The 19,941-nt window shown below is 33.5% G+C and carries 15 protein-coding genes, 21 tRNA genes and 4 rRNA genes; 38 read left to right on the top strand and 2 right to left on the bottom strand.

The window, feature by feature from the left end; translation table 11 throughout:
- The 5 genes from rrf (E0D94_RS13480) to E0D94_RS13460 all read left to right on the top strand — a co-directional run bounded on the left by rrf (E0D94_RS13480) (nt 1) and on the right by E0D94_RS13460 (nt 4,252).
- Nucleotides 1-116 (top strand): 5S ribosomal RNA (gene rrf, locus E0D94_RS13480).
- A gap of 127 nt (nt 117-243) precedes the next feature.
- A complete protein-coding gene (locus tag E0D94_RS13475; protein ID WP_130808057.1) occupies nt 244-459 on the top strand; it encodes a PLD nuclease N-terminal domain-containing protein in 216 nt (71 codons plus the stop codon).
- Entirely contained in the window at nt 449-1,369 is a 921-nt protein-coding gene (locus E0D94_RS13470; protein ID WP_242620550.1) for an ABC transporter ATP-binding protein, read from the top strand. The genes E0D94_RS13475 and E0D94_RS13470 overlap by 11 nt, the downstream gene beginning before the upstream one ends.
- Nucleotides 1,362-2,129, top strand: coding sequence for an ABC transporter permease (locus tag E0D94_RS13465; RefSeq protein WP_130808056.1), 768 nt, complete (start codon nt 1,362-1,364; stop codon nt 2,127-2,129). Before E0D94_RS13470 ends, E0D94_RS13465 begins: the two co-directional genes overlap by 8 nt.
- Nucleotides 2,130-2,344: 215 nt before the next feature.
- The gene (locus E0D94_RS13460) at nt 2,345-4,252 is read left to right on the top strand and encodes an endonuclease MutS2 (RefSeq protein ID WP_130808055.1); all 1,908 of its coding nucleotides are present in this window, start codon (nt 2,345-2,347) and stop codon (nt 4,250-4,252) included.
- Nucleotides 4,253-4,284: 32 nt separating this feature from the next.
- On the opposite strand, the gene E0D94_RS13455 is transcribed toward E0D94_RS13460, so the two are convergent.
- Complete coding sequence (locus tag E0D94_RS13455) at nt 4,285-5,037, bottom strand: alpha/beta hydrolase family protein (protein ID WP_130808054.1); 753 nt, start codon at nt 5,035-5,037, stop codon at nt 4,285-4,287.
- Between the two features lie 316 nt (nt 5,038-5,353).
- On the opposite strand from E0D94_RS13455, the gene safA reads away from it, so the two are divergent.
- The 5 genes from safA to E0D94_RS13435 all read left to right on the top strand — a co-directional run bounded on the left by safA (nt 5,354) and on the right by E0D94_RS13435 (nt 8,643).
- Nucleotides 5,354-5,971 (top strand): SafA/ExsA family spore coat assembly protein, encoded by a 618-nt coding sequence (gene safA, locus E0D94_RS13450; protein ID WP_130808053.1) that lies wholly within the window; start codon nt 5,354-5,356, stop codon nt 5,969-5,971.
- A gap of 84 nt (nt 5,972-6,055) precedes the next feature.
- Entirely contained in the window at nt 6,056-6,181 is a 126-nt protein-coding gene (locus E0D94_RS15155; protein WP_278044708.1) for a hypothetical protein, read from the top strand.
- A gap of 122 nt (nt 6,182-6,303) precedes the next feature.
- Complete coding sequence (locus tag E0D94_RS13445) at nt 6,304-6,564, top strand: autorepressor SdpR family transcription factor (protein ID WP_130808052.1); 261 nt, start codon at nt 6,304-6,306, stop codon at nt 6,562-6,564.
- A 2-nt stretch (nt 6,565-6,566) separates the two neighbouring features.
- Complete coding sequence (locus E0D94_RS13440; protein ID WP_130808051.1) at nt 6,567-7,202, top strand: SdpI family protein; 636 nt, start codon at nt 6,567-6,569, stop codon at nt 7,200-7,202.
- A gap of 124 nt (nt 7,203-7,326) precedes the next feature.
- Nucleotides 7,327-8,643, top strand: coding sequence for a YjiH family protein (locus tag E0D94_RS13435; protein WP_130808050.1), 1,317 nt, complete (start codon nt 7,327-7,329; stop codon nt 8,641-8,643).
- Between the two features lie 40 nt (nt 8,644-8,683).
- Here the strand turns inward: E0D94_RS13435 and E0D94_RS13430 are convergent, their stop codons facing one another.
- Nucleotides 8,684-9,631, bottom strand: coding sequence for a calcium/sodium antiporter (locus E0D94_RS13430; protein ID WP_130808049.1), 948 nt, complete (start codon nt 9,629-9,631; stop codon nt 8,684-8,686).
- Between the two features lie 94 nt (nt 9,632-9,725).
- On the opposite strand from E0D94_RS13430, the gene E0D94_RS13425 reads away from it, so the two are divergent.
- The 28 genes from E0D94_RS13425 (at nt 9,726) to E0D94_RS13290 (ending at nt 19,887) form a co-directional block, all read left to right on the top strand.
- Nucleotides 9,726-10,319 carry a uracil-DNA glycosylase gene (locus E0D94_RS13425; RefSeq protein ID WP_130808048.1) on the top strand — a complete coding sequence of 198 codons (594 nt, stop codon included), beginning with the start codon at nt 9,726-9,728 and terminating at the stop codon, nt 10,317-10,319.
- 254 nt (nt 10,320-10,573) lie between these two features.
- A 16S ribosomal RNA gene (locus E0D94_RS13420) occupies nt 10,574-12,106 on the top strand.
- Between the two features lie 141 nt (nt 12,107-12,247).
- Nucleotides 12,248-15,186, top strand: a 23S ribosomal RNA gene (locus E0D94_RS13415).
- Between the two features lie 83 nt (nt 15,187-15,269).
- A 5S ribosomal RNA gene (gene rrf, locus E0D94_RS13410) occupies nt 15,270-15,386 on the top strand.
- Together the 16S, 23S and 5S rRNA genes with 21 tRNA genes alongside form the textbook arrangement of a ribosomal RNA operon.
- 5 nt (nt 15,387-15,391) lie before the next feature.
- Nucleotides 15,392-15,466, top strand: a tRNA-Asn gene (locus tag E0D94_RS13405).
- Nucleotides 15,467-15,472: 6 nt separating this feature from the next.
- Nucleotides 15,473-15,562, top strand: a tRNA-Leu gene (locus E0D94_RS13400).
- A gap of 17 nt (nt 15,563-15,579) precedes the next feature.
- Nucleotides 15,580-15,656, top strand: a tRNA-Met gene (locus tag E0D94_RS13395).
- 4 nt (nt 15,657-15,660) lie between these two features.
- Nucleotides 15,661-15,735 (top strand) — tRNA-Glu (locus E0D94_RS13390).
- A 17-nt stretch (nt 15,736-15,752) separates the two neighbouring features.
- Nucleotides 15,753-15,828, top strand: a tRNA-Val gene (locus E0D94_RS13385).
- Between the two features lie 5 nt (nt 15,829-15,833).
- Nucleotides 15,834-15,910 (top strand) — tRNA-Asp (locus tag E0D94_RS13380).
- A 151-nt stretch (nt 15,911-16,061) separates the two neighbouring features.
- Nucleotides 16,062-16,137 (top strand) — tRNA-Thr (locus tag E0D94_RS13375).
- An 8-nt stretch (nt 16,138-16,145) separates the two neighbouring features.
- Nucleotides 16,146-16,231: transfer RNA gene (locus tag E0D94_RS13370), tRNA-Tyr, on the top strand.
- Between the two features lie 4 nt (nt 16,232-16,235).
- Nucleotides 16,236-16,310, top strand: a tRNA-Gly gene (locus E0D94_RS13365).
- A 9-nt stretch (nt 16,311-16,319) separates the two neighbouring features.
- Nucleotides 16,320-16,393, top strand: a tRNA-Gly gene (locus tag E0D94_RS13360).
- Nucleotides 16,394-16,402: 9 nt separating this feature from the next.
- A tRNA-Arg gene (locus tag E0D94_RS13355) sits at nt 16,403-16,479 on the top strand.
- Between the two features lie 4 nt (nt 16,480-16,483).
- Nucleotides 16,484-16,559, top strand: a tRNA-Gln gene (locus E0D94_RS13350).
- Between the two features lie 7 nt (nt 16,560-16,566).
- A tRNA-Lys gene (locus E0D94_RS13345) sits at nt 16,567-16,642 on the top strand.
- A gap of 5 nt (nt 16,643-16,647) precedes the next feature.
- Nucleotides 16,648-16,736: transfer RNA gene (locus tag E0D94_RS13340), tRNA-Ser, on the top strand.
- A 27-nt stretch (nt 16,737-16,763) separates the two neighbouring features.
- Nucleotides 16,764-16,854: transfer RNA gene (locus E0D94_RS13335), tRNA-Ser, on the top strand.
- Nucleotides 16,855-16,859: 5 nt separating this feature from the next.
- Nucleotides 16,860-16,936, top strand: a tRNA-Ile gene (locus E0D94_RS13330).
- Between the two features lie 8 nt (nt 16,937-16,944).
- Nucleotides 16,945-17,020: transfer RNA gene (locus E0D94_RS13325), tRNA-Trp, on the top strand.
- 36 nt (nt 17,021-17,056) lie between these two features.
- A tRNA-Pro gene (locus E0D94_RS13320) sits at nt 17,057-17,133 on the top strand.
- A 13-nt stretch (nt 17,134-17,146) separates the two neighbouring features.
- Nucleotides 17,147-17,223: transfer RNA gene (locus E0D94_RS13315), tRNA-Ile, on the top strand.
- Nucleotides 17,224-17,244: 21 nt separating this feature from the next.
- Nucleotides 17,245-17,321 (top strand) — tRNA-Ile (locus E0D94_RS13310).
- 3 nt (nt 17,322-17,324) lie between these two features.
- A tRNA-Phe gene (locus E0D94_RS13305) sits at nt 17,325-17,400 on the top strand.
- A 75-nt stretch (nt 17,401-17,475) separates the two neighbouring features.
- Entirely contained in the window at nt 17,476-17,826 is a 351-nt protein-coding gene (locus E0D94_RS13300) for a CidA/LrgA family protein (protein WP_130808047.1), read from the top strand.
- Nucleotides 17,823-18,527 carry an LrgB family protein gene (locus E0D94_RS13295; RefSeq protein ID WP_130808046.1) on the top strand — a complete coding sequence of 235 codons (705 nt, stop codon included), beginning with the start codon at nt 17,823-17,825 and terminating at the stop codon, nt 18,525-18,527. The genes E0D94_RS13300 and E0D94_RS13295 overlap by 4 nt, the downstream gene beginning before the upstream one ends.
- 229 nt (nt 18,528-18,756) lie before the next feature.
- Nucleotides 18,757-19,887 carry a pyridoxal-phosphate-dependent aminotransferase family protein gene (locus E0D94_RS13290; protein ID WP_165442972.1) on the top strand — a complete coding sequence of 377 codons (1,131 nt, stop codon included), beginning with the start codon at nt 18,757-18,759 and terminating at the stop codon, nt 19,885-19,887.
- Nucleotides 19,888-19,941: the final 54 nt, after the last annotated feature.

Here is a 19,941-nt window from a genome sequence, read left to right as displayed (position 1 = left end):
CCAGTGACGATAGCGAAGGGGTCACACCTGTTCCCATCTCGAACACAGAAGTTAAGCCCTTCAGCGCTGATGGTACTTAGGTGGTAACGCCTTGGGAGAGTAGGACGTTGCTGGTTTTTTTATGCTCATTTTTAATAATTATTGACAAAGTATAATATACTATATTATACTTATATTAAATATTTAGATATTTAGATATTTATCTAATAATCTAACACATATTTATTAAAGGGGTGATTCATAATGTTAGAAGGGTTTAGTACAATGGAAATTATAAAAATGTTATTACCTGTAATAATATTAGAATTTGGGCTTAAAGTTTTTTGTATTATATCTATCTATAAAAATGGTGTAAAAAATCTAAACAAGATAGTTTGGACTTTAGTAGTGTTATTTATTTCTACTATAGGACCTATTGTGTTCTTAATATTTGGAAGAAGGAATAGTTATGATAATTAATGTTAGAAACTTAATTAAAAACTATGGTGAAAATAAAGTATTAAAAGGTGTAGATTTTAAAGTTAAAAAAGGAGATGTTTATGGGTTTTTAGGTCATAATGGCTCTGGTAAAACTACTACTATGAATATATTAGCAGGCATAATAGGCTATAATGATGGGGATATAAAGATAAATGATTTAGATATGATTACTAACAAAGAAAAATTAAAAGGAGCTATAGGATATTTACCTGAAGAACCTAAATTTTATCCTTATATGACAGCTAAGGAATATCTTAATTTTATAGGAAGAATATTAGGTTATGATAAAAATCAAATAAATACTAAAAACAAGGAATTAATATCTTTAGTAAAACTTGATAAAAGTATAAATAAAAAAATCGGAGGCTATTCTAGAGGAATGAAGCAGCGATTAGGTATTGCTGTTTCTATGTATAATAATCCTAAAATTTTATTACTAGATGAACCATCCTCTGCTTTAGATCCAATGGGTAGAAAAGATGTAATAGATATAATAGAAGATCTTAAAAAATTAGATATTACAGTATTTTTATCTACTCATATATTAAGTGATATAGAAAGAGTTTGTGATACAGTAGGGATTTTACATGGTGGTAAAATAATATTGGAAGAAAAATTACAAGAATTAAAAAAGAGATATTTACAACCAATATATGATATAGAATTTAAAAATGAAGTAGAAGCAGATAAAATAAAAAAGTTAGATAAAAGTTGGATTAAAGAAGTTAAATTTAAAAATAATATTATGAATCTAATTGTAGATAGAGAAATTGATAGTAGATATATACTACAAACATTATTAGAAATAGATGAGTCTATATTATCTGTTAATTTGAGAAGGGCAAATTTAGAAGATATATTTATTCAGGTGGTGAGTGAAAATGAATAGTTTTATATCTTATTTTAAAAAAGAAGTAATGGAAGGAATAAGAAACTATAAATTTTTAATATTAGCTTTAGGGTTTATAATATTTGCTTTATTAGATCCATTAATGTTGAAATTATTACCAAATATATTGGAAAGTCAAGCTCCAGGTTTAGATTTATCACAGCTTACAAATTATAATCAAGTAGGAGCAATACAAAATTATATGTCGAATTTATTTCAAATTGGAAATTTGGTTTTAGTATTAACATTAATGGGGTTATTATCTGAGGAAATCAAAAATAAGACCCTTATAATACCTTATTCAAATAAAGCAAATATTACAGGAATAGTTTTAGCAAAGTATGTTGTTTATAGTATAGCTATAATGATAATAACTTTTATAGCATTTAGCATTAATTATTACTATTCAAAATTACTATTTCCTGATGAAACAATAAGTATCTTAAGAGTATCTAGGAGTATTATTATACTTTCAATATATTTTTTATTTAATTTAAGCTTAATATTATTTACTAGTAGCTTATTTAAAAAAGGTATATTAGCTGGAATATTTAGTTTAAGTATCATATATCTAATTCCAACAATAGGTATTATAGAAAATGCAGTAAAATTTACGCCCTATTATTTAGTTAAACAATCAAGTATATTAATTGGAGATTATAGCGACTTTTTAATTAATTCAATATTATTGACAATTATATATATGATTATATTAATATTATTGACAATTTATCGAATCCATAAAGTTGAATTAAAATAAAGTTAATTTGTCTTGATAATTAACTATAAATCATGAGATAATATTATATACAAATATGTTGATAAGGAGAATGTTTTATGTTTAAAAATAATAATTTGTTAATTGTGATAGTTAGGCAACTTAATAAATAAGTTCGTTTAACTAAAATTAACGTATCCTTATTTATTAAGTTGTCCTATTTTAAAGATAACTTATAAATATAGGAGGAAGTAAAATTGAATAATAATACATTTGAAGTATTAGAATATAACCAATTAAAAGAAAATATAAAAGAGTATTGTATAAGTGGATTAGGGAAGGAATTGATTGATAATTTAAAGCCTTATACTAATATTAATGCAATTAAAAAGAGGCTGAAAGAAACTACTGAGGCAAAGAGTATATTAAATTATTCTAATCATATACCATTTGATGGTATATATGATATTAAATATTTGATTGATAAGGTAGAAAAAGTTGGCCAACTAGATCCTAATGAAATTATTAAGATATCTGATTTTTTCAGAGGATGTAGAAGAATTAAAAAATTCATGATGAATTATAATTTTTATGCACCTACATTAAGTGAATATGCTTTATCATTAACTGAATTTAGAGATATTGAAGAAGAAATAAATGAATCAATCAAAAATAATAGAGTTGATTCTTCTGCTAGCAAAGAATTAAAGAAAATAAGAGGAAAAATTGAAAATATTGATGATAAAATACAAGAAAAATTAAACAAGTTTTTGACATCTCAAAAATATAAAAAATATATTCAAGAATTTTATATAAGTAAGAGGAATGATAAATATGTAATTCCTATTAAATCTTCTTATAAAAATAATATAGAAGGTCAAGTTGTAGATATATCCACTAAAGGAACTACGGTATTTATAGAACCTAATTCAGTTTCTAAATTAAATAATGAATTAAATAGTTTAAGATATGAAGAAAAATTAGAAGAATATCAAATATTAGCATTTTTAACTGGATTAATATATGAGAAAATTAAACCTATAAATATTAACATAGAATTAATATCCCAATATGATATGATATTTGCTAAAGCAAAATATAGTAGAAATATAGGAGGGATAGAACCAAAAATTAATTCTTATGGATATATAAATATAATAAATGGAGAACATCCATTACTAGAAAATCCTATACCATTGAATTTTAATATAGGAAAAGACTATAGATCTTTAGTTATAACAGGACCTAATGCAGGCGGAAAAACCGTGTCTTTAAAAACAATAGGTCTTTTGACATTGGCAGTACAATCAGGATTTCACATAAAAGCTAAAGAAGGTACTGAAATATCAATTTTTGAAAATATTTTAGTAGATATAGGTGATAATCAAAGCATTAAAAATGCATTAAGTACTTTTTCATCCCATATGAAAAATATATCAAGCATAATGAATAAAGCAAATAACTCATCTTTAATTTTATTTGATGAAATTGGAACAGGGACAGAACCAAATGAAGGAGCAGGTCTTGCTATAGCTATATTAGAAGAATTATATAAGATCGGTTCTATAACTATAGCTACTACTCATTATGGTGAGATTAAAAATTATGCTGAAGAGCATATTGATTTTCAGAATGCTTATATGAAATTTAATCCAGAGTCACTTGAGCCATTATATGAAATGATAATAGGAACAGGTGGAGAAAGTAATGCATTATGGATATCAAGAAAAATGGGTATTAAAAAATCTGTACTGGATAAAGCCCAATTATATATAGAAAGTAAACAATATAATTATGATATTATAAAGAAAAGTAAAATTAAAAGAAAAAATATAATAGAACAAACAGATTTAAACAAAGATAAGTATTCAAAACTGAATGTAGGAGATAAGGTTCAAATTATTGAAACAGGTGAATATGCTATTGTATATAATGAGAGAGACAAGTATAATAACATAGAAATAATGAAAGATAATGATTTTTTATCAATAAATATTAAAAGAGTAAAACTTGTAACTAGAAGAGAACTATTGTATCCAGATAATTATGATTTAAGTTCATTATTTACTTCATATAAAGATAGAAAATTGAAAAGAGATATTGAAAGAGGTTCAAAAAAAGCATTGAAAGAAATACAAAGAGAAATAAAAAATAAAAAGAACTAAATTCAACAATTGTTGAATTTAGTTCTTTTTATTTAAATATTATTGAACCAATTACTTAATATATTTCCTATATAATAGGCATCCTTTCTTTCACTTACTAAATGATTAACATTTTTTAGGGTTATAAAATTTTTATGAGAATTAATATTTTTAAATAATTTTATACCATGTTGGTAATTTACAACTCTATCAACATCTGAATGAAATATAATAATTGATTTATTAAAGTCTTGAACCATAGTTTCTATAGGTTCATTTTTTATTTCTCTAAAAAACTTATTACTTATATTAAAATCTCTACCTGATATGTTGATTTTAGCATAGCCTTTTCTATCAAATTCATCACTATATTTTGAAAATATTTCTATAAGATTATTAAAATTAAAAGGACTGCCAATAGTAGCCACTCCTTGAATAGAATTTAATTTTCTTGAAGCTTTCATAGATATTAAGCCCCCTAAAGAGTGACCAACAAGAAATTTAGGAGCCTTATAATTTTCTTTTATATATTCATAGACAGAAATTAAATCTTCAATATTTGTAGTAAATGAACTATCAGAAAAATCACCTTCACTATTTCCAAGTCCCATCATATCGTACCTTATAGTAGCATATCCATTTTCTAACAGTATTTTAGAGATATTATTATAAATTTTATAATTTTTTGAACAGGTAAAGCAATGATTAAAAATCACATAATCTTTTACATTTGACTTTGGAATGTCTAAAATTACTGCAAGTGATTTATTATATTTATTTTTTATTTTTAAATTTTTATGAAACATTTAAATTCCTCCTTTTTATATTTTTTCCCATTTAATAATAATAAAGACTTATAAAATCCACTAATAGCTTATTATGTCCAAAAACATTAATTAAAAGGTTATATCTAACTATTACGCTAAAATTTAACAATATTTATAGTAAATTTTGATATGGTCTCCATAAATTACAACGCTTAAAAGCTGGAATATTACTTCATTATACCCTATAATAGTAATTGTAACAATCCTAACCCCTAATAATTATCTTAAGACAAATGATTATATAAGATTTATTTTTACATGAAAAAATCCTAATAAAAATTTTAAGGGGGAGAATATGAAAAAGAAAATTTCAAGTATATTTATAATAATATTAATTTTAATGACAGTACCGGTATTTGCAGCAGAAAATACTTACACAGTAAAATACGGGGACACTATGTGGAAAATAGCGTCAAGGTATGAAATAGGTTTAAGTGAGATAATTAATTCAAATACACAAATTAAAAATCCTAGTCTTATATATCCAGGACAAAAAATAACTATACCAACAATTAAGGAAACTAAATCTATAGAAGATCAAGTTATAAAACTAGTTAATATAGAACGTAATAAAAATGGTTTGCCATCTTTAAAAAAGAACTGGGAACTTTCAAGAGTAGCAAGATATAAGTCTATAGATATGAGAGATAAAAATTATTTTTCACATACATCACCTACTTATGGATCACCATTTGATATGATGAAAGATTTTGGTATAAGATATAGAGCGGCAGGTGAAAATATAGCACATGGTCAAAGAACTGCAGAAAGTGTAATGAAAGGTTGGATGAACTCTTCAGGACATAGAAAAAATATTTTAAGTAGTTCATTTGATGAAATCGGAGTAGGTATAGCTAAAGATAATAATGGAGGATATTATTGGACTCAAATGTTTATACGTTCTACAAAATAATAAAAAAGTTATCACATTTTTTTCTTTGATGTGTATTATATATTAGATTAACAAATAACATATTAAAGGAAGGAATGATATTAAATGTCTGAAACTAGAGGTAAATTATTAGGGTGTTTTGGAGAAGAAGGAGTAAATAGCGAATTGTTATTTTTCTTTTTACTATTAGTAGTATTATTCTGCTATCCAAGCTTTGGTTGTAGATATTAATTTAAATATAGAAGCTATATAATTATATAGCTTCTATATTTAATTATATTGACAAATAAATAATATATATATAGAATATAATTAGATAGTTATCTAACTATCTAATGAAATGAGGTGATAAATTGAACAAAGTATTTAAAGCATTATCAGATCCTACTAGACGTAAGATACTAGAATACTTGAGAGATAGTGATATGTCTGCAGGAGAAATATCGGAAAAATTTGATATAAGTAAACCTTCTATAAGTCATCATTTAAATATTTTGAAAAATGCAGAATTAGTTTTATGGGAAAAGGAAGGTCAAAATATAATATATTCATTAAATACTACTGTTGTTCAAGAAGTAATGAAATGGTTTTTAGATTTTAGAGGGGAGAGTTAGAGATGAAAAAAGATTGGATTTTGATTGTTATAGTATTAATATCATTTATTACTACAATTTTTGTGTATAATGATCTTCCAGAAGAAATTCCACAACAATGGGGTATAGATGGAGAAGTGAATTCATATTGGGGAAAAGAGGCAGTTTTTTTTACTGCTTTATTACCATTAATTCTTTATTTATTAATGAAATTTTTACCTAAAATTGATCCTAAAAAAGAATCCTATGAAAAGCATAAAAAAGCTTATAACATGACTATATTTACAGTAATTATATTCTTAATAGTGATTCATTGGATTTCAATATATGTATCACTAGGTCATGATATGAATATACAGCTCTTAGTAAATCTTGGGGTGGGAATATTATTCATAATTATAGGTAATTATATGGGGCAAATAAGGCATAATTATTTCTTTGGTATAAGAAATCCTTGGACTCTTGCAAGTGAAGAAGTATGGAAGAAAACTCATAGAGCATCTAGATATGTATTTGTAGTATTAGGAATACTATTTATTATCTCAGGATTTATTACAGGAGAAATTGCAATCTGGTTAACAATTGGAGGAGCTTTAGTCTTAGTGTTTTTTACAACAGTATATTCATATTTAGTTTTTAGAAAGATAAATAATAGATAAAAATGACAATAATCCTATTGTCATTTTTTATTTGTGTTTTTATTAAAATAGAGTATAATATATATAATGGAAATATTTCTTTTTCTTAATTATTCAGAATAATAAATTAATAAGAGGTGATGTTATGGTAGAAATAAAAAAAGACAAAGGAAAAAATGAAAGTATCAAAATTTTCAAATTTATTTTATATTCTTTAATTGGTATTTTTATGTTTTTTGTACCTATTACTATAATGGGGAAAAGCTCTATACCTTTAGATCATATAGTGAATTATATTAAATCTATCCCGAAATTTGGACCAGTATATGCTGGATTAATAGTGACAATAGGTGGTATACTTCCTTTTATAAATAAAACATGGAATAAAGATAAAGCTACATCAATTTTCTCTATATTAAAATTAGTTGGTATTATATTCATATTTATGGGCATCTTTGAAATAGGTCCCAAGGCATTGTTAAAACCGGATTTAATTCCTTTTATTTATAGCAAAATAGTAATACCAGTAACTACAATAGTACCAATAGGTTCTATATTTTTAGCCTTTTTAGTTAACTATGGGTTAATGGAATTTATAGGTGTATTTATGCAAATTATTATGAGGCCTATTTGGAAAACACCAGGAAGGTCATCAATAGATGCAGTAGCATCATTTGTAGGTAGTTATTCACTTGGACTGTTAATAACTAATAGAGTTTATACTGAAGGAAAATATACTGGAAAAGAAGCTTCAATTATTGCAACAGGATTTTCTACAGTATCAGCTACATTTATGGTAATAGTAGCTAATACATTAGGCATAATGGATAAGTGGTTATTATATTTTTGGTTGACACTGATAATTACCTTTGTGGTTACAGCTATAACAACTAGAATTTATCCATTAAATAAAAAGCCAGATTTATATTATAATGGTCAAAAAGGAGATAGCGAAAAAATAGTTAAAAATAATAGATTTAAAACAGCTTATAAAGAGGGAATGAAAGCTTTCGATAAATCACCTACATTATTTGAATCAATATGGATTAATTTAAAAGCAGGTATAAAATTGGCCTTATCAATAGGACCTTTATTGATGGCTATAGGGGTAATAGGATTAATTTTAGCAGAATATACTCCATTGTTTGATATATTAGGATATATATTTTATCCTTTTACATTATTAGTGAAATTACCAAGTCCATTATTAGCAGCAAAAGCAAGTGCTTTAAGTATAGCTGAGATGTTTTTACCAGCATTATTAGTTACCGAAGCTGATTTGATTACAAAATTTTTTATAGGTATAGTAAGTGTTTCAGAAATATTATTCTTTTCAGCGTCAATACCTTGTATAATGGCCACAGAAATACCATTAACCTTAAAAGACTTTTTAATAATATGGGTTGAAAGAGTTATAATAACAATATTAATATCTGTTCCAATATTACACTTAATATTTTAACTATAAGGCTAACTTTAAAAAGTTAGTCTATATAGCTGTTTTAAAAGTATATATAATATAAAATAAATAAATATATCATGTAAATCAGAAAGAGTAAAAATCCTACTAATCTATTGACTTTACCTCTAAATATACATGTAAGTGTTAGTATTAATATTAATATAAATGCTATAACAAAATCTAAGTAAATATTTTGTATAGATATGTTAAGATCATTTAAAAAACCAGAAGCACCTAGAACTAAAGATATGTTTAAGATATTGGCACCTATTATATTACCTATAGATAGTGAGGAATGACCTTTTTTTAAGGCAGTTAATGCAGTGGTTAATTCAGGTAATGAAGTTCCTAATGCTATTAATGTTAGACTTATAACTGCTTCAGGAATACCTATAAATGTTGCTATGACAATACCATTATTTATAAGTAGATTAGAACCTATAAAAATACCTACAATACCTATAATAAATAATAGAATGATTTTGATATAATTTTTTTTAGAATAAATAATTTCATGGTCTTTCATAGGTTTATTTTTTTTGTGCATAATAACTAGTAAGTCAAATAATATGTATATAATTAAAAGTATCAATAGTATCCAAGCATCACTATAGTTAATAGTTCTATCAAAAGACAATTTTAAAAATATAATGAAAAATAGTATTAACATTAATGATTTTAATTTTGTGAAATTACCTTTAACTTTAGTAGGACTTATAATAGCAGTTATTCCTAGAATCAAACCCGTATTACAAATTATAGAGCCTATTGAATTACCTACACTCATTTGGGTATAATTTTTAAAAGAAGCAGTTATTGACACAACAGCTTCTGGAGCAGTTGTAGCAATACTTACAATTGTAGCTCCTATTAGTATTTTTGGTAATTTGGAAATTTTAGCTATTTCAATAGAGGATTCAATGAAATAATCACCACCCTTTACAATTAAAATCAAACCTAAAACAAATAAAATTGTAGATATAATCATTTTTATACCCCCATTTAAATAATTAGATAATAGTAATATTTATGATGTGTTAGTTCTATTTATTCAAATTATAGAATTATAAAAGGAGAAATTTATGGATAAACAAACAATTATGAATAGATTTAATGAAAACATAGAAAAAAAGTTTAATGAAAAAAGATTAGTGTTAGGAAATGGAAGTGTAGATAGCAGAATAATACTTATAGGTGAAGCTCCTGGTAAGAATGAAGAGGAAAAGAGAAAGCCTTTTGTAGGTGCTGCAGGTAAATATTTAAATGAGTTTTTAGATATATTAAAATTAGATAGAAAAGATATTTATATAACAAATGTAGTAAAGTATAGACCTACAAAGAAGAGTAAAAAAACAGGGAGAGATATTAATAGAACACCTATTAAAGAAGAAATAAATAATTTTTCTGATTATCTATTTGAAGAAATATCAATAATAAAACCTGATATAATTGTAACTTTGGGAAATGTACCTTTTAAGACAATATTAGAAAGTGATAGTGTTACAATAGGTAATTACCATGGTAAGAAAATAAATAAGACTATAATGAGAAAAGAATATATTGTTTATCCTTTGTACCATCCAGCAGCAGTAATCTATAATAGGTCTATAAAAGATGATTATATAGGTGATTTGAAAAATCTTAAAAAAATTATTGACAAACATATGGATATTTGATATAGTACTAAGAGTCGTCAGGAAAGCTTGTCTTTCTAAAGAGAAAAAAGAATTTGAAAGGAAACAAAAAAGTTCTTGACAAGTTACTTAAAACCTGATATAGTATTAAGAGTCGCTAGCAAACAGCGATAACAAATTGGCCTTTGAAAACTGAACAGTGTAGATAACAACAACTTATAAGTTGTAAAATTATAAAGCTAAATTAAGCTAACGTTTGATTCAATTTTGGGTCAAAGGAAAACGAACTTTAAATTTTTATTGAGAGTTTGATCCTGGCTCAGGACGAACGCTGGCGGCACGCCTAACACATGCAAGTCGAGCGAGAAAATTAGAATTGATTCTTCGGATGATTTTTTAATCTTTCTAGCGGCGGACGGGTGAGTAACGCGTGGGAAACCTGCCCTATACAGGAGGATAGCCTCGGGAAACCGGGATTAATACTCCATGAAACTCTAGCACCGCATGGTGCATGAGTCAAAACTCCGGTGGTATAGGATGGTCCCGCGTCCCATTAGCTAGTTGGTAAGGTAACTGCTTACCAAGGCAACGATGGGTAGCCGGCCTGAGAGGGTGATCGGCCACACTGGAACTGAGACACGGTCCAGACTCCTACGGGAGGCAGCAGTGGGGAATATTGCACAATGGGGGAAACCCTGATGCAGCGATGCCGCGTGAGCGATGAAGGTCTTCGGATCGTAAAGCTCTGTCCTTAGGGAAGAATTTTGACGGTATCTAAGGAGGAAGCCCCGGCTAACTACGTGCCAGCAGCCGCGGTAATACGTAGGGGGCGAGCGTTGTCCGGAATCACTGGGCGTAAAGGGAGCGTAGGCGGCTTTGTAAGTCAGATGTTAAAGCCATTGGCTTAACCAATGTAAGCATTTGAAACTACAAAGCTTGAGTGCAGGAGAGGAGAGTGGAATTCCTAGTGGAGCGGTGAAATGCGTAGATATTAGGAGGAACACCAGTGGCGAAGGCGACTCTCTGGACTGTTACTGACGCTGAGGCTCGAAAGCGTGGGGAGCAAACAGGATTAGATACCCTGGTAGTCCACGCCGTAAACGATGAGTGCTAGGTGTTGGGGCCGACAGGTTTCAGTGCCGCAGTTAACACATTAAGCACTCCGCCTGGGGAGTACGATCGCAAGATTAAAACTCAAAGGAATTGGCGGGGGCCCGCACAAGCAGCGGAGCATGTGGTTTAATTCGAAGCAACGCGAAGAACCTTACCAGGACTTGACATCCCACAGACAGCCTTAGAGATAAGGCCTTCCCTTCGGGGACTGTGGTGACAGGTGGTGCATGGTTGTCGTCAGCTCGTGTCGTGAGATGTTGGGTTAAGTCCCGCAACGAGCGCAACCCTTGCCTTTAGTTGCCAGCAGGTTATGCTGGGCACTCTAGAGGGACTGCCGGTGACAAACCGGAGGAAGGTGGGGATGACGTCAAATCATCATGCCCCTTATGTCCTGGGCTACACACGTGCTACAATGGTCGGTACAACGGGTAGCCAACCCGCAAGGGGGAGCTAATCCCAATAAGCCGATCCCAGTTCGGATTGTGGGCTGCAACTCGCCCACATGAAGTTGGAGTTGCTAGTAATCGCGGATCAGAATGTCGCGGTGAATGCGTTCCCGGGCCTTGTACACACCGCCCGTCACACCATGGGAGTTGGTAATACCCGAAGCCACCGAGCTAACCCTCGGGATGCAGGTGTCGAAGGTAGGATCAATGACTGGGGTGAAGTCGTAACAAGGTAGCCGTATCGGAAGGTGCGGCTGGATCACCTCCTTTCTAAGGAGTAATTTCTACACTGTTCATTTTTGAGAGACTAATTAATTTTAGTTTACTCTTTTGTACCTTGAAAATTACACAGAAATATATTAAAACAATTTTAGCGAAATGTAAGTCATTTGACTAATTATACATTTCACCGGTCAAGTTTTTAAGAGCATAGGGTGAATGCCTTGGCACTAGAAGCCGATGAAGGACGGGGTAAGCGCCGATACGTCTCGGGGAGCCGCAAGCAGGCTTTGATCCGGGAATTTCCGAATGGGGAAACCCACCTAAATAAACTTTAGGTATCAATTACTGAATACATAGGTAATTGAGGGAACACTGGGAGAACTGAAACATCTAAGTACCCCAAGGAAGAGAAAGAAAAATCGATTCCCTTAGTAGCGGCGAGCGAAATGGGAAGAGCCCAAACCAGTAAGGGTTTCCTTTACTGGGGTTGTGGACATTACCGTTAAGAAAAGAATCGAGTAATCGAAGGGTCTGGAAAGATCCACCATAGAAGGTGAAAGTCCTGTAGATGAAACTCATATTCTTTTTGGTTTTGTTCCAGAGTACCACGGAACACGAGAAACTCTGTGGGAAGCAGGAGGGACCACCCCCCAAGGCTAAATACTTTCTAGTGACCGATAGCGTATAGTACCGTGAGGGAATGGTGAAAAGAACCCCGGAAGGGGAGTGAAATAGAACCTGAAACCCTATGTTTACAAGCAGTGGAAGCTCTTTTTACGAGCGACCGCGTACTTTTTGTAGAACGGGCCAACGAGTTACGATATATAGCAAGGTTAAGGACTTAAGGTCTGAAGCCGTAGGGAAACCAAGTCTTAATAGGGCGACTAAGTTATATGTCGTAGACCCGAAACCGGGTGACCTATCCATGGGCAGGATGAAGCGGAAGTAAAATTTCGTGGAGGTCCGAACCGTTTAGCGTTGAAAAGCTATCGGATGACCTGTGGATAGCGGTGAAATTCCAATCGAACCCGGAGATAGCTGGTTCTCCTCGAAATAGCTTTAGGGCTAGCCTTAAGATTAGTGACGTGGAGGTAGAGCACTGAATGGCTAAGGGGCACTTTGTGTTACTAAAGCCTATCAAACTCCGAATGCCATAGTCATATTCTTAGGAGTCAGACTGCGGGTGATAAGATTCGTAGTCGAAAGGGAAACAGCCCAGACCGTCAGCTAAGGTCCCAAAGTGTAAGTTAAGTGGAAAAGGATGTAAGACTACACAGACAACCAGGATGTTGGCTTAGAAGCAGCCATTCATTTAAAGAGTGCGTAATAGCTCACTGGTCAAGTGGTTTTGCGCCGAAAATGTCCGGGGCTCAAACTTACCACCGAAGCTACGGAACGCTTTATGCGTTGGTAGAGGAGCATTGTATATGGATTGAAGTTACACCGAGAGGAGTAGTGGACTATATACAAGAGAGAATGTTGGCATGAGTAGCGAAAGGAAGGTGAGAATCCTTCCCATCGAAAGCCCAAGGTTTCCTGAGGAAGGCTCGTCCTCTCAGGGTTAGTCGGGGCCTAAGCCGAGGCGATATGCGTAGGCGATGGATAACAGGTTGAGATTCCTGTACTACCTCTTTGCGTTTGAGAGATGGGGTGACACAGTAGGATATGTTATCACACTGTTGGTTTGGTGTGTCTAAGTAAGTAGGGAGTTTTAGTAGGTAAATCCGCTAAAACAATTCTGAGATACGAATGGGAGCGAAATTTAAGTAGCGAACTAACTGATTCCACACTGTCAAGAAAAGCCTCTATCGAGTAAAGTAGGTACCCGTACCGTAAACCGACACAGGTAGGCGAGATGAAAATTCTAAGATGAGCGAGATAACCATTGTTAAGGAACTCGGCAAAATGACCCCGTAACTTCGGGAGAAGGGGTGCCGGATAAGGTGATAAGATTTACTCTTAAAGCTTAATCCGGCCGCAGAGAATAGGCCCAAGCGACTGTTTAGCAAAAACACAGGTCTCTGCTAAGTTGAAAGACGAAGTATAGGGGCTGACACCTGCCCGGTGCTGGAAGGTTAATGGGACTGCTTAGGAGTAATCCGAAGGCATGAACTTAAGCCCCAGTGAACGGCGGCCGTAACTATAACGGTCCTAAGGTAGCGAAATTCCTTGTCGGGTAAGTTCCGACCCGCACGAAAGGTGTAACGATTTGGGCACTGTCTCAACAATGGACTCGGTGAAATTGTAGTACCAGTGAAGATGCTGGTTACCCGCGGCAGGACGGAAAGACCCCGTGGAGCTTTACTGCAAGCTGACATTGGATTTTGGTATTACTTGTACAGGATAGGTGGGAGACTTGGAAGTCAGGGCGCTAGCCTTGATGGAGTCATCCTTGGGATACCACTCTTGTAATACTAAAATTCTAACCATAGACCGTGAATCCGGTCTTGGGACACTGTCAGTTGGGCAGTTTGACTGGGGCGGTCGCCTCCTAAAAGGTAACGGAGGCGCTCAAAGGTTCCCTCAGCACGGTCGGAAATCGTGCGAAGAGTGTAAAGGCATAAGGGAGCTTGACTGCGAGAGATACATCTCGAGCAGGAACGAAAGTTGGACTTAGTGATCCGGTGGTTCCGAGTGGAAGGGCCATCGCTCAACGGATAAAAGCTACCCCGGGGATAACAGGCTTATCTCCCCCAAGAGTCCACATCGACGGGGAGGTTTGGCACCTCGATGTCGGCTCGTCTCATCCTGGGGCTGTAGTAGGTCCCAAGGGTTGGGCTGTTCGCCCATTAAAGAGGCACGCGAGCTGGGTTCAGAACGTCGTGAGACAGTTCGGTCCCTATCCGCCGTGGGCGCAGGAAATTTGAAAGGAGCTGTCCCTAGTACGAGAGGACCGGGATGGACATACCGCTGGTGCATCAGTTGTTCTGCCAAGAGCATAGCTGAGTAGCTAAGTATGGAAATGATAAGCGCTGAAGGCATCTAAGCGCGAAGCATCCCTTAAGATTAGATTTCCCATCACATTAGTGAGTAAGACCCCAGATTAGACTATCTGGTTGATAGGTCTCAGGTGTAAGAGTAGCAATACTTTTAGCTTAGGGATACTAATAGGTCGAGGACTTGACCAATGAAATTGTAAATATTTTCTGTGTAATTTTTAGGGTACAATCCTAAATTAATAACATGACTTAAATTAAAATTTAAGTATAAATCTAGTGACGATAGCGAAGGGGTCACACCTGTTCCCATCTCGAACACAGAAGTTAAGCCCTTCAGCGCTGATGGTACTTAGGTGGTAACGCCTTGGGAGAGTAGGACGTTGCTAGTTTTTATTCTTAGGTAGCTCAATGGTGGAGCAACCGGCTGTTAACCGGTAGGCTGTGGGTTCGAGTCCCACCCTGAGAGCCATTATTGGCCGGAGTGGCGGAACTGGCAGACGCACAGGACTTAAAATCCTGCGATCCTCATACGATCGTATCGGTTCGATTCCGATCTCCGGCACCAATAAAATAAAATTTCATCGCGGGGTAGAGCAGTCTGGTAGCTCGTCGGGCTCATAACCCGGAGGTCGTTGGTTCAAATCCGGCCCCCGCAACCATTATGGCCCTATGGTCAAGCGGTTAAGACACCGCCCTTTCACGGCGGTAACCCGGGTTCGAGTCCCGGTAGGGTCACCATAATATTTTGTTGTTTCGGGCGCATAGCTCAGTTGGGAGAGCACCTGCCTTACAAGCAGGGGGTCACAGGTTCGAGCCCTGTTGTGCCCACCATAATTGGCCTGGTAGTTCAGTTGGTTAGAATGCCAGCCTGTCACGCTGGAGGTCGAGGGTTCGAGTCCCTTCCAGGTCGCCAATTAAACTTTTGTAACACACATGCTGGTGTAGCTCAATTGGTATGAGTAGAGAACCGAAATCTTCTTTATGATTTCGTGTGAATCACTTAGTTAGGAAGAGTAATGAGTTATACTAAAAGTAATTTTAAAAGTTGTGAGTTTAATATTTATGCTGGTGTAGCTCAATTGGTAGAGCAACTGACTTGTAATCAGTAGGTTGGGGGTTCAAGTCCTCTCACCAGCTCCATAAAATAGGGAGGAGTTCCCGAGTTGGCCAAAGGGGACGGACTGTAAATCCGTTAGCTGTGCTTTCACTGGTTCGAATCCAGTCTCCTCCACCAACTTGCGGAAGTGGCTCAGTGGTAGAGCATCGCCTTGCCAAGGCGAGGGTCGCGAGTTCGAATCTCGTCTTCCGCTCCAAAAAGATATGCGGGTGTAGCTCAGTGGTAGAGCCCTGGCCTTCCAAGCCAGTCGCGAGGGTTCGATTCCCTTCACCCGCTCCAATATAACCTGCACCTGTAGCTCAGTAGGATAGAGCAATGGACTTCTAATCCATGTGCCGGGGGTTCGAATCCTCCCAGGTGCACCATTTTTGGGATATAGCCAAGTCGGTAAGGCACCAGGTTTTGATCCTGGCATGCGTAGGTTCGAGTCCTGCTATCCCAGCCAAATATATGACCCATTAGCTCAGTTGGTAGAGCATCTGACTTTTAATCAGGGTGTCCGGCGTTCGAGTCGCCGATGGGTCACCAAATATGGAGAGGTACCGAAGTGGTCATAACGGGGCGGTCTTGAAAACCGTTAGGGTGCAAGCCCACGTGGGTTCGAATCCCACCCTCTCCGCCATTTTAATTTAGAGACAACCACCAATATGGAGAAGTACTCAAGTGGCTGAAGAGGCTCCCCTGCTAAGGGAGTAGGTCCTTTACGGGGCGCGAGGGTTCAAATCCCTCCTTCTCCGCCAATATTGGGCCTTTAGCTCAGTTGGTTAGAGCGCCCGGCTCATAACCGGTAGGTCCGGGGTTCGAATCCCTGAAGGCCCACCAAGATTTTTAGGGGTATAGCTCAGTTGGTAGAGCGTTGGTCTCCAAAACCAAGCGTCGTGGGTTCAAGTCCTGCTACCCCTGCCATAAATTTTTGGTAGGTAAAATAACAAAATAAAATAACGGGGTGTAGCGCAGTTTGGTAGCGCATCTGGTTTGGGACCAGAGGGCCGCGGGTTCAAATCCTGCCACCCCGACCATTATATATTTTATAGGACTATAGCTCAGCTGGTTAGAGCGCACGCCTGATAAGCGTGAGGTCGGTGGTTCGAGTCCACTTAGTCCTACCAATATCATATTAAATTGATATTGGGCCTTTAGCTCAGTTGGTTAGAGCGCCCGGCTCATAACCGGTAGGTCCGGGGTTCGAATCCCTGAAGGCCCACCACTTGCCCAGATAGCTCAGTCGGTAGAGCAGAGGACTGAAAATCCTCGTGTCGGTGGTTCGATTCCGCCTCTGGGCACCACTAAAAAGCTTCTAAACTTAAAGTTTGGAAGCTTTTTTAATATACAATAAAATATACAGAAAGAGGTAAATATATATGAAATTGTTTAGACAATTTGCTATCATTTTGACATTTTTTATAATTGGAGAAATGATTAATAATATATTAGGAATATCTATTCCAGGTAATATAATAGGAATGATATTATTGTTTGCAGCATTATACTTTAAAGTGATTAAGTTAGAAATGATAGAAGATGTTAGTAACTTTTTACTTGATCATTTAGCATTCTTCTTTATAGCACCTGGTGTAGCACTTATAGCTTTGTTAGACAAATTTACTGATATTTGGTTGAGTTTTTCATTGATACTTATACTTACTACAATATTAGTTATGGCTATTACTGGATTAGTAGTACAACAAGTAATTAAAAGGGGTGAAAAATAATGGAAGGGTTCATTGAAACGCCTTATTTTGGAATACTAATATCTATAGTTGCTTTTGAGATAGGGTTATATATTTATAAAAAAACAAAAATTCCTGTATTACATCCTTTGTTGATAAGTATTACACTTATCATTTTAGTTCTTAGTATATTTGATATACAATTAAGTTCTTATGAAAAAGGTGGAGATATATTATCGTTATTTTTAGGACCAGTTACTGTTGCTTTAGCTATTCCTTTATATAAACAAATAGAATTACTAAAGAAACATAAAATGCCAATTTTAATTGGGATATTTACAGGAGTATTAACATCTTTTATTAGTGTAGTGGCATTAACTAAAATATTTAATTATGATATTAAAATGATTTATTCTCTCATACCTAAATCTATAACTACTCCAATTGGAATAGAAATATCACAAACAATTGGTGGAATTCCATCAATAACTGTAATGGCTATAGTTATAACAGGAATAATAGGTGCTATTATAGCTCCTTTAGTATGTAAGATATTTAAAATAGATGATAAAGTAGCAAGAGGAATTGCGATAGGGACATCTTCTCATGCTGTAGGAACTGCAAAGGCAATGGAAATGGGAGAAACAGAAGGTGCAATGAGTGGACTCGCAATGGGGATTTCGGGACTTATAACTGCACTTTTAATACCATTATTAATTGTAATATTTGATAATATAATATAATTTATTTACTCATTGACATTTAAAATGTTAATGAGTTTTTTATTTTTCATAAGTGAATCGATACATTTTTTCTCATAAGTTTAAATGGTATTGCGGTTTTCTATCAATATTCATATAATTTAAGTGGAGATGAATTATTCAGATAGAGGCTATAAGTGTATTTATATCAATTAATAGTGGTATAGCTATATTTAATATTTTAGGTAAATTTATGTTAGGAGGTATTAAGATGGATAAATTAATAATGACACCAGGACCTACTCAATGTAGTGAAGAAGTAAGAAATGCACTTGCAATTAAAAATACTAATACAGATATGGATGAAAATTTTTTTGAACTTTATGAAGACACCTGTGATAAAGCTAAAAGGATAATTAATTCTAAAGAATCTATACCAGTTATTATGCTAGGAGAAGCAATACTTGGTTTAGAAAGTGCCTGTGCATCTTTTATAGAAGAAGGAGACAGAGTGCTGTGTATTTATAATGGAATATTTGGTAAAGGGTTTGGAGACTTTGTAGATATGTATGGAGGAGAAAAAGTATATTTTAAAGGAGACTATAGAAAAGGGATAGATATTGAGGAGTTAGAAAAATTTATAGATAAAAATGGTCCATTTAAAATAGCTACTTTAGTACACTGTGAAACGCCTACAGGAGTTACTAATCCTATAGATGAAATATGTCCTTTATTAAAAGAAAAAGGTATATTATCTATAGTTGATGCAGTATCTTCCTATGGTGGAGAAGAAATATTAATGGATAAATGGAATATAGATGTTTTACTTGCAGGAACACAAAAATGTTTATCAGTTACATCTGGAGGAACAATTATATTTTTAAGCAGTAAAGCTTTAGATATATTAAATAATAGAAAAAGCAATATAAAGGGTTATTATGTAAATTTAAAAAATTGGATTAATGTAGTAGATAATAAGAAATTTCCATATACACATTCCGATGCTCTTATAAATTCAATCAATGTGGCACTAGATAGATTGATTAATATAGGAGACTTTACAAGAATACATAAGGAGTTAGCTAGTAAAATAAGAGATACATTTACTAAATGTGGATTTAGAATTTATTCTAATGATCATTATTCAAATACATTAACTGCAATAGAATTACCTAAAGGTATAGATTTTGATCATATGTTTAAATATCTTAAAGATGAGAAAGATATCTTAATTGGAGGAAGCATAGGGAAGTTTAGTGGTAAATTATTTAGAGTAGGTCATATGGGTGAGAATGCTAAAGAAGAAAAAATATATATATTATTAAAAGCTTTAGATGAGTATTTTAATTATATCAATAAAAATATGGACAAAGAGCTTCATATAGAATTTTCTAAAATATAAGATCAAGTTATAAATAATCAAATAGAAGAATAAAAAATAAACTTTGCTTTCATG

Source organism: Senegalia massiliensis (assembly GCF_900626135.1).
In the GTDB taxonomy this organism is placed as follows: domain Bacteria; phylum Bacillota; class Clostridia; order Tissierellales; family SIT17; genus Anaeromonas; species Anaeromonas massiliensis.
The sequence above is the reverse complement of the archived record's forward strand: the minus strand, read 5'-3'. Positions and strand labels throughout refer to the sequence as shown.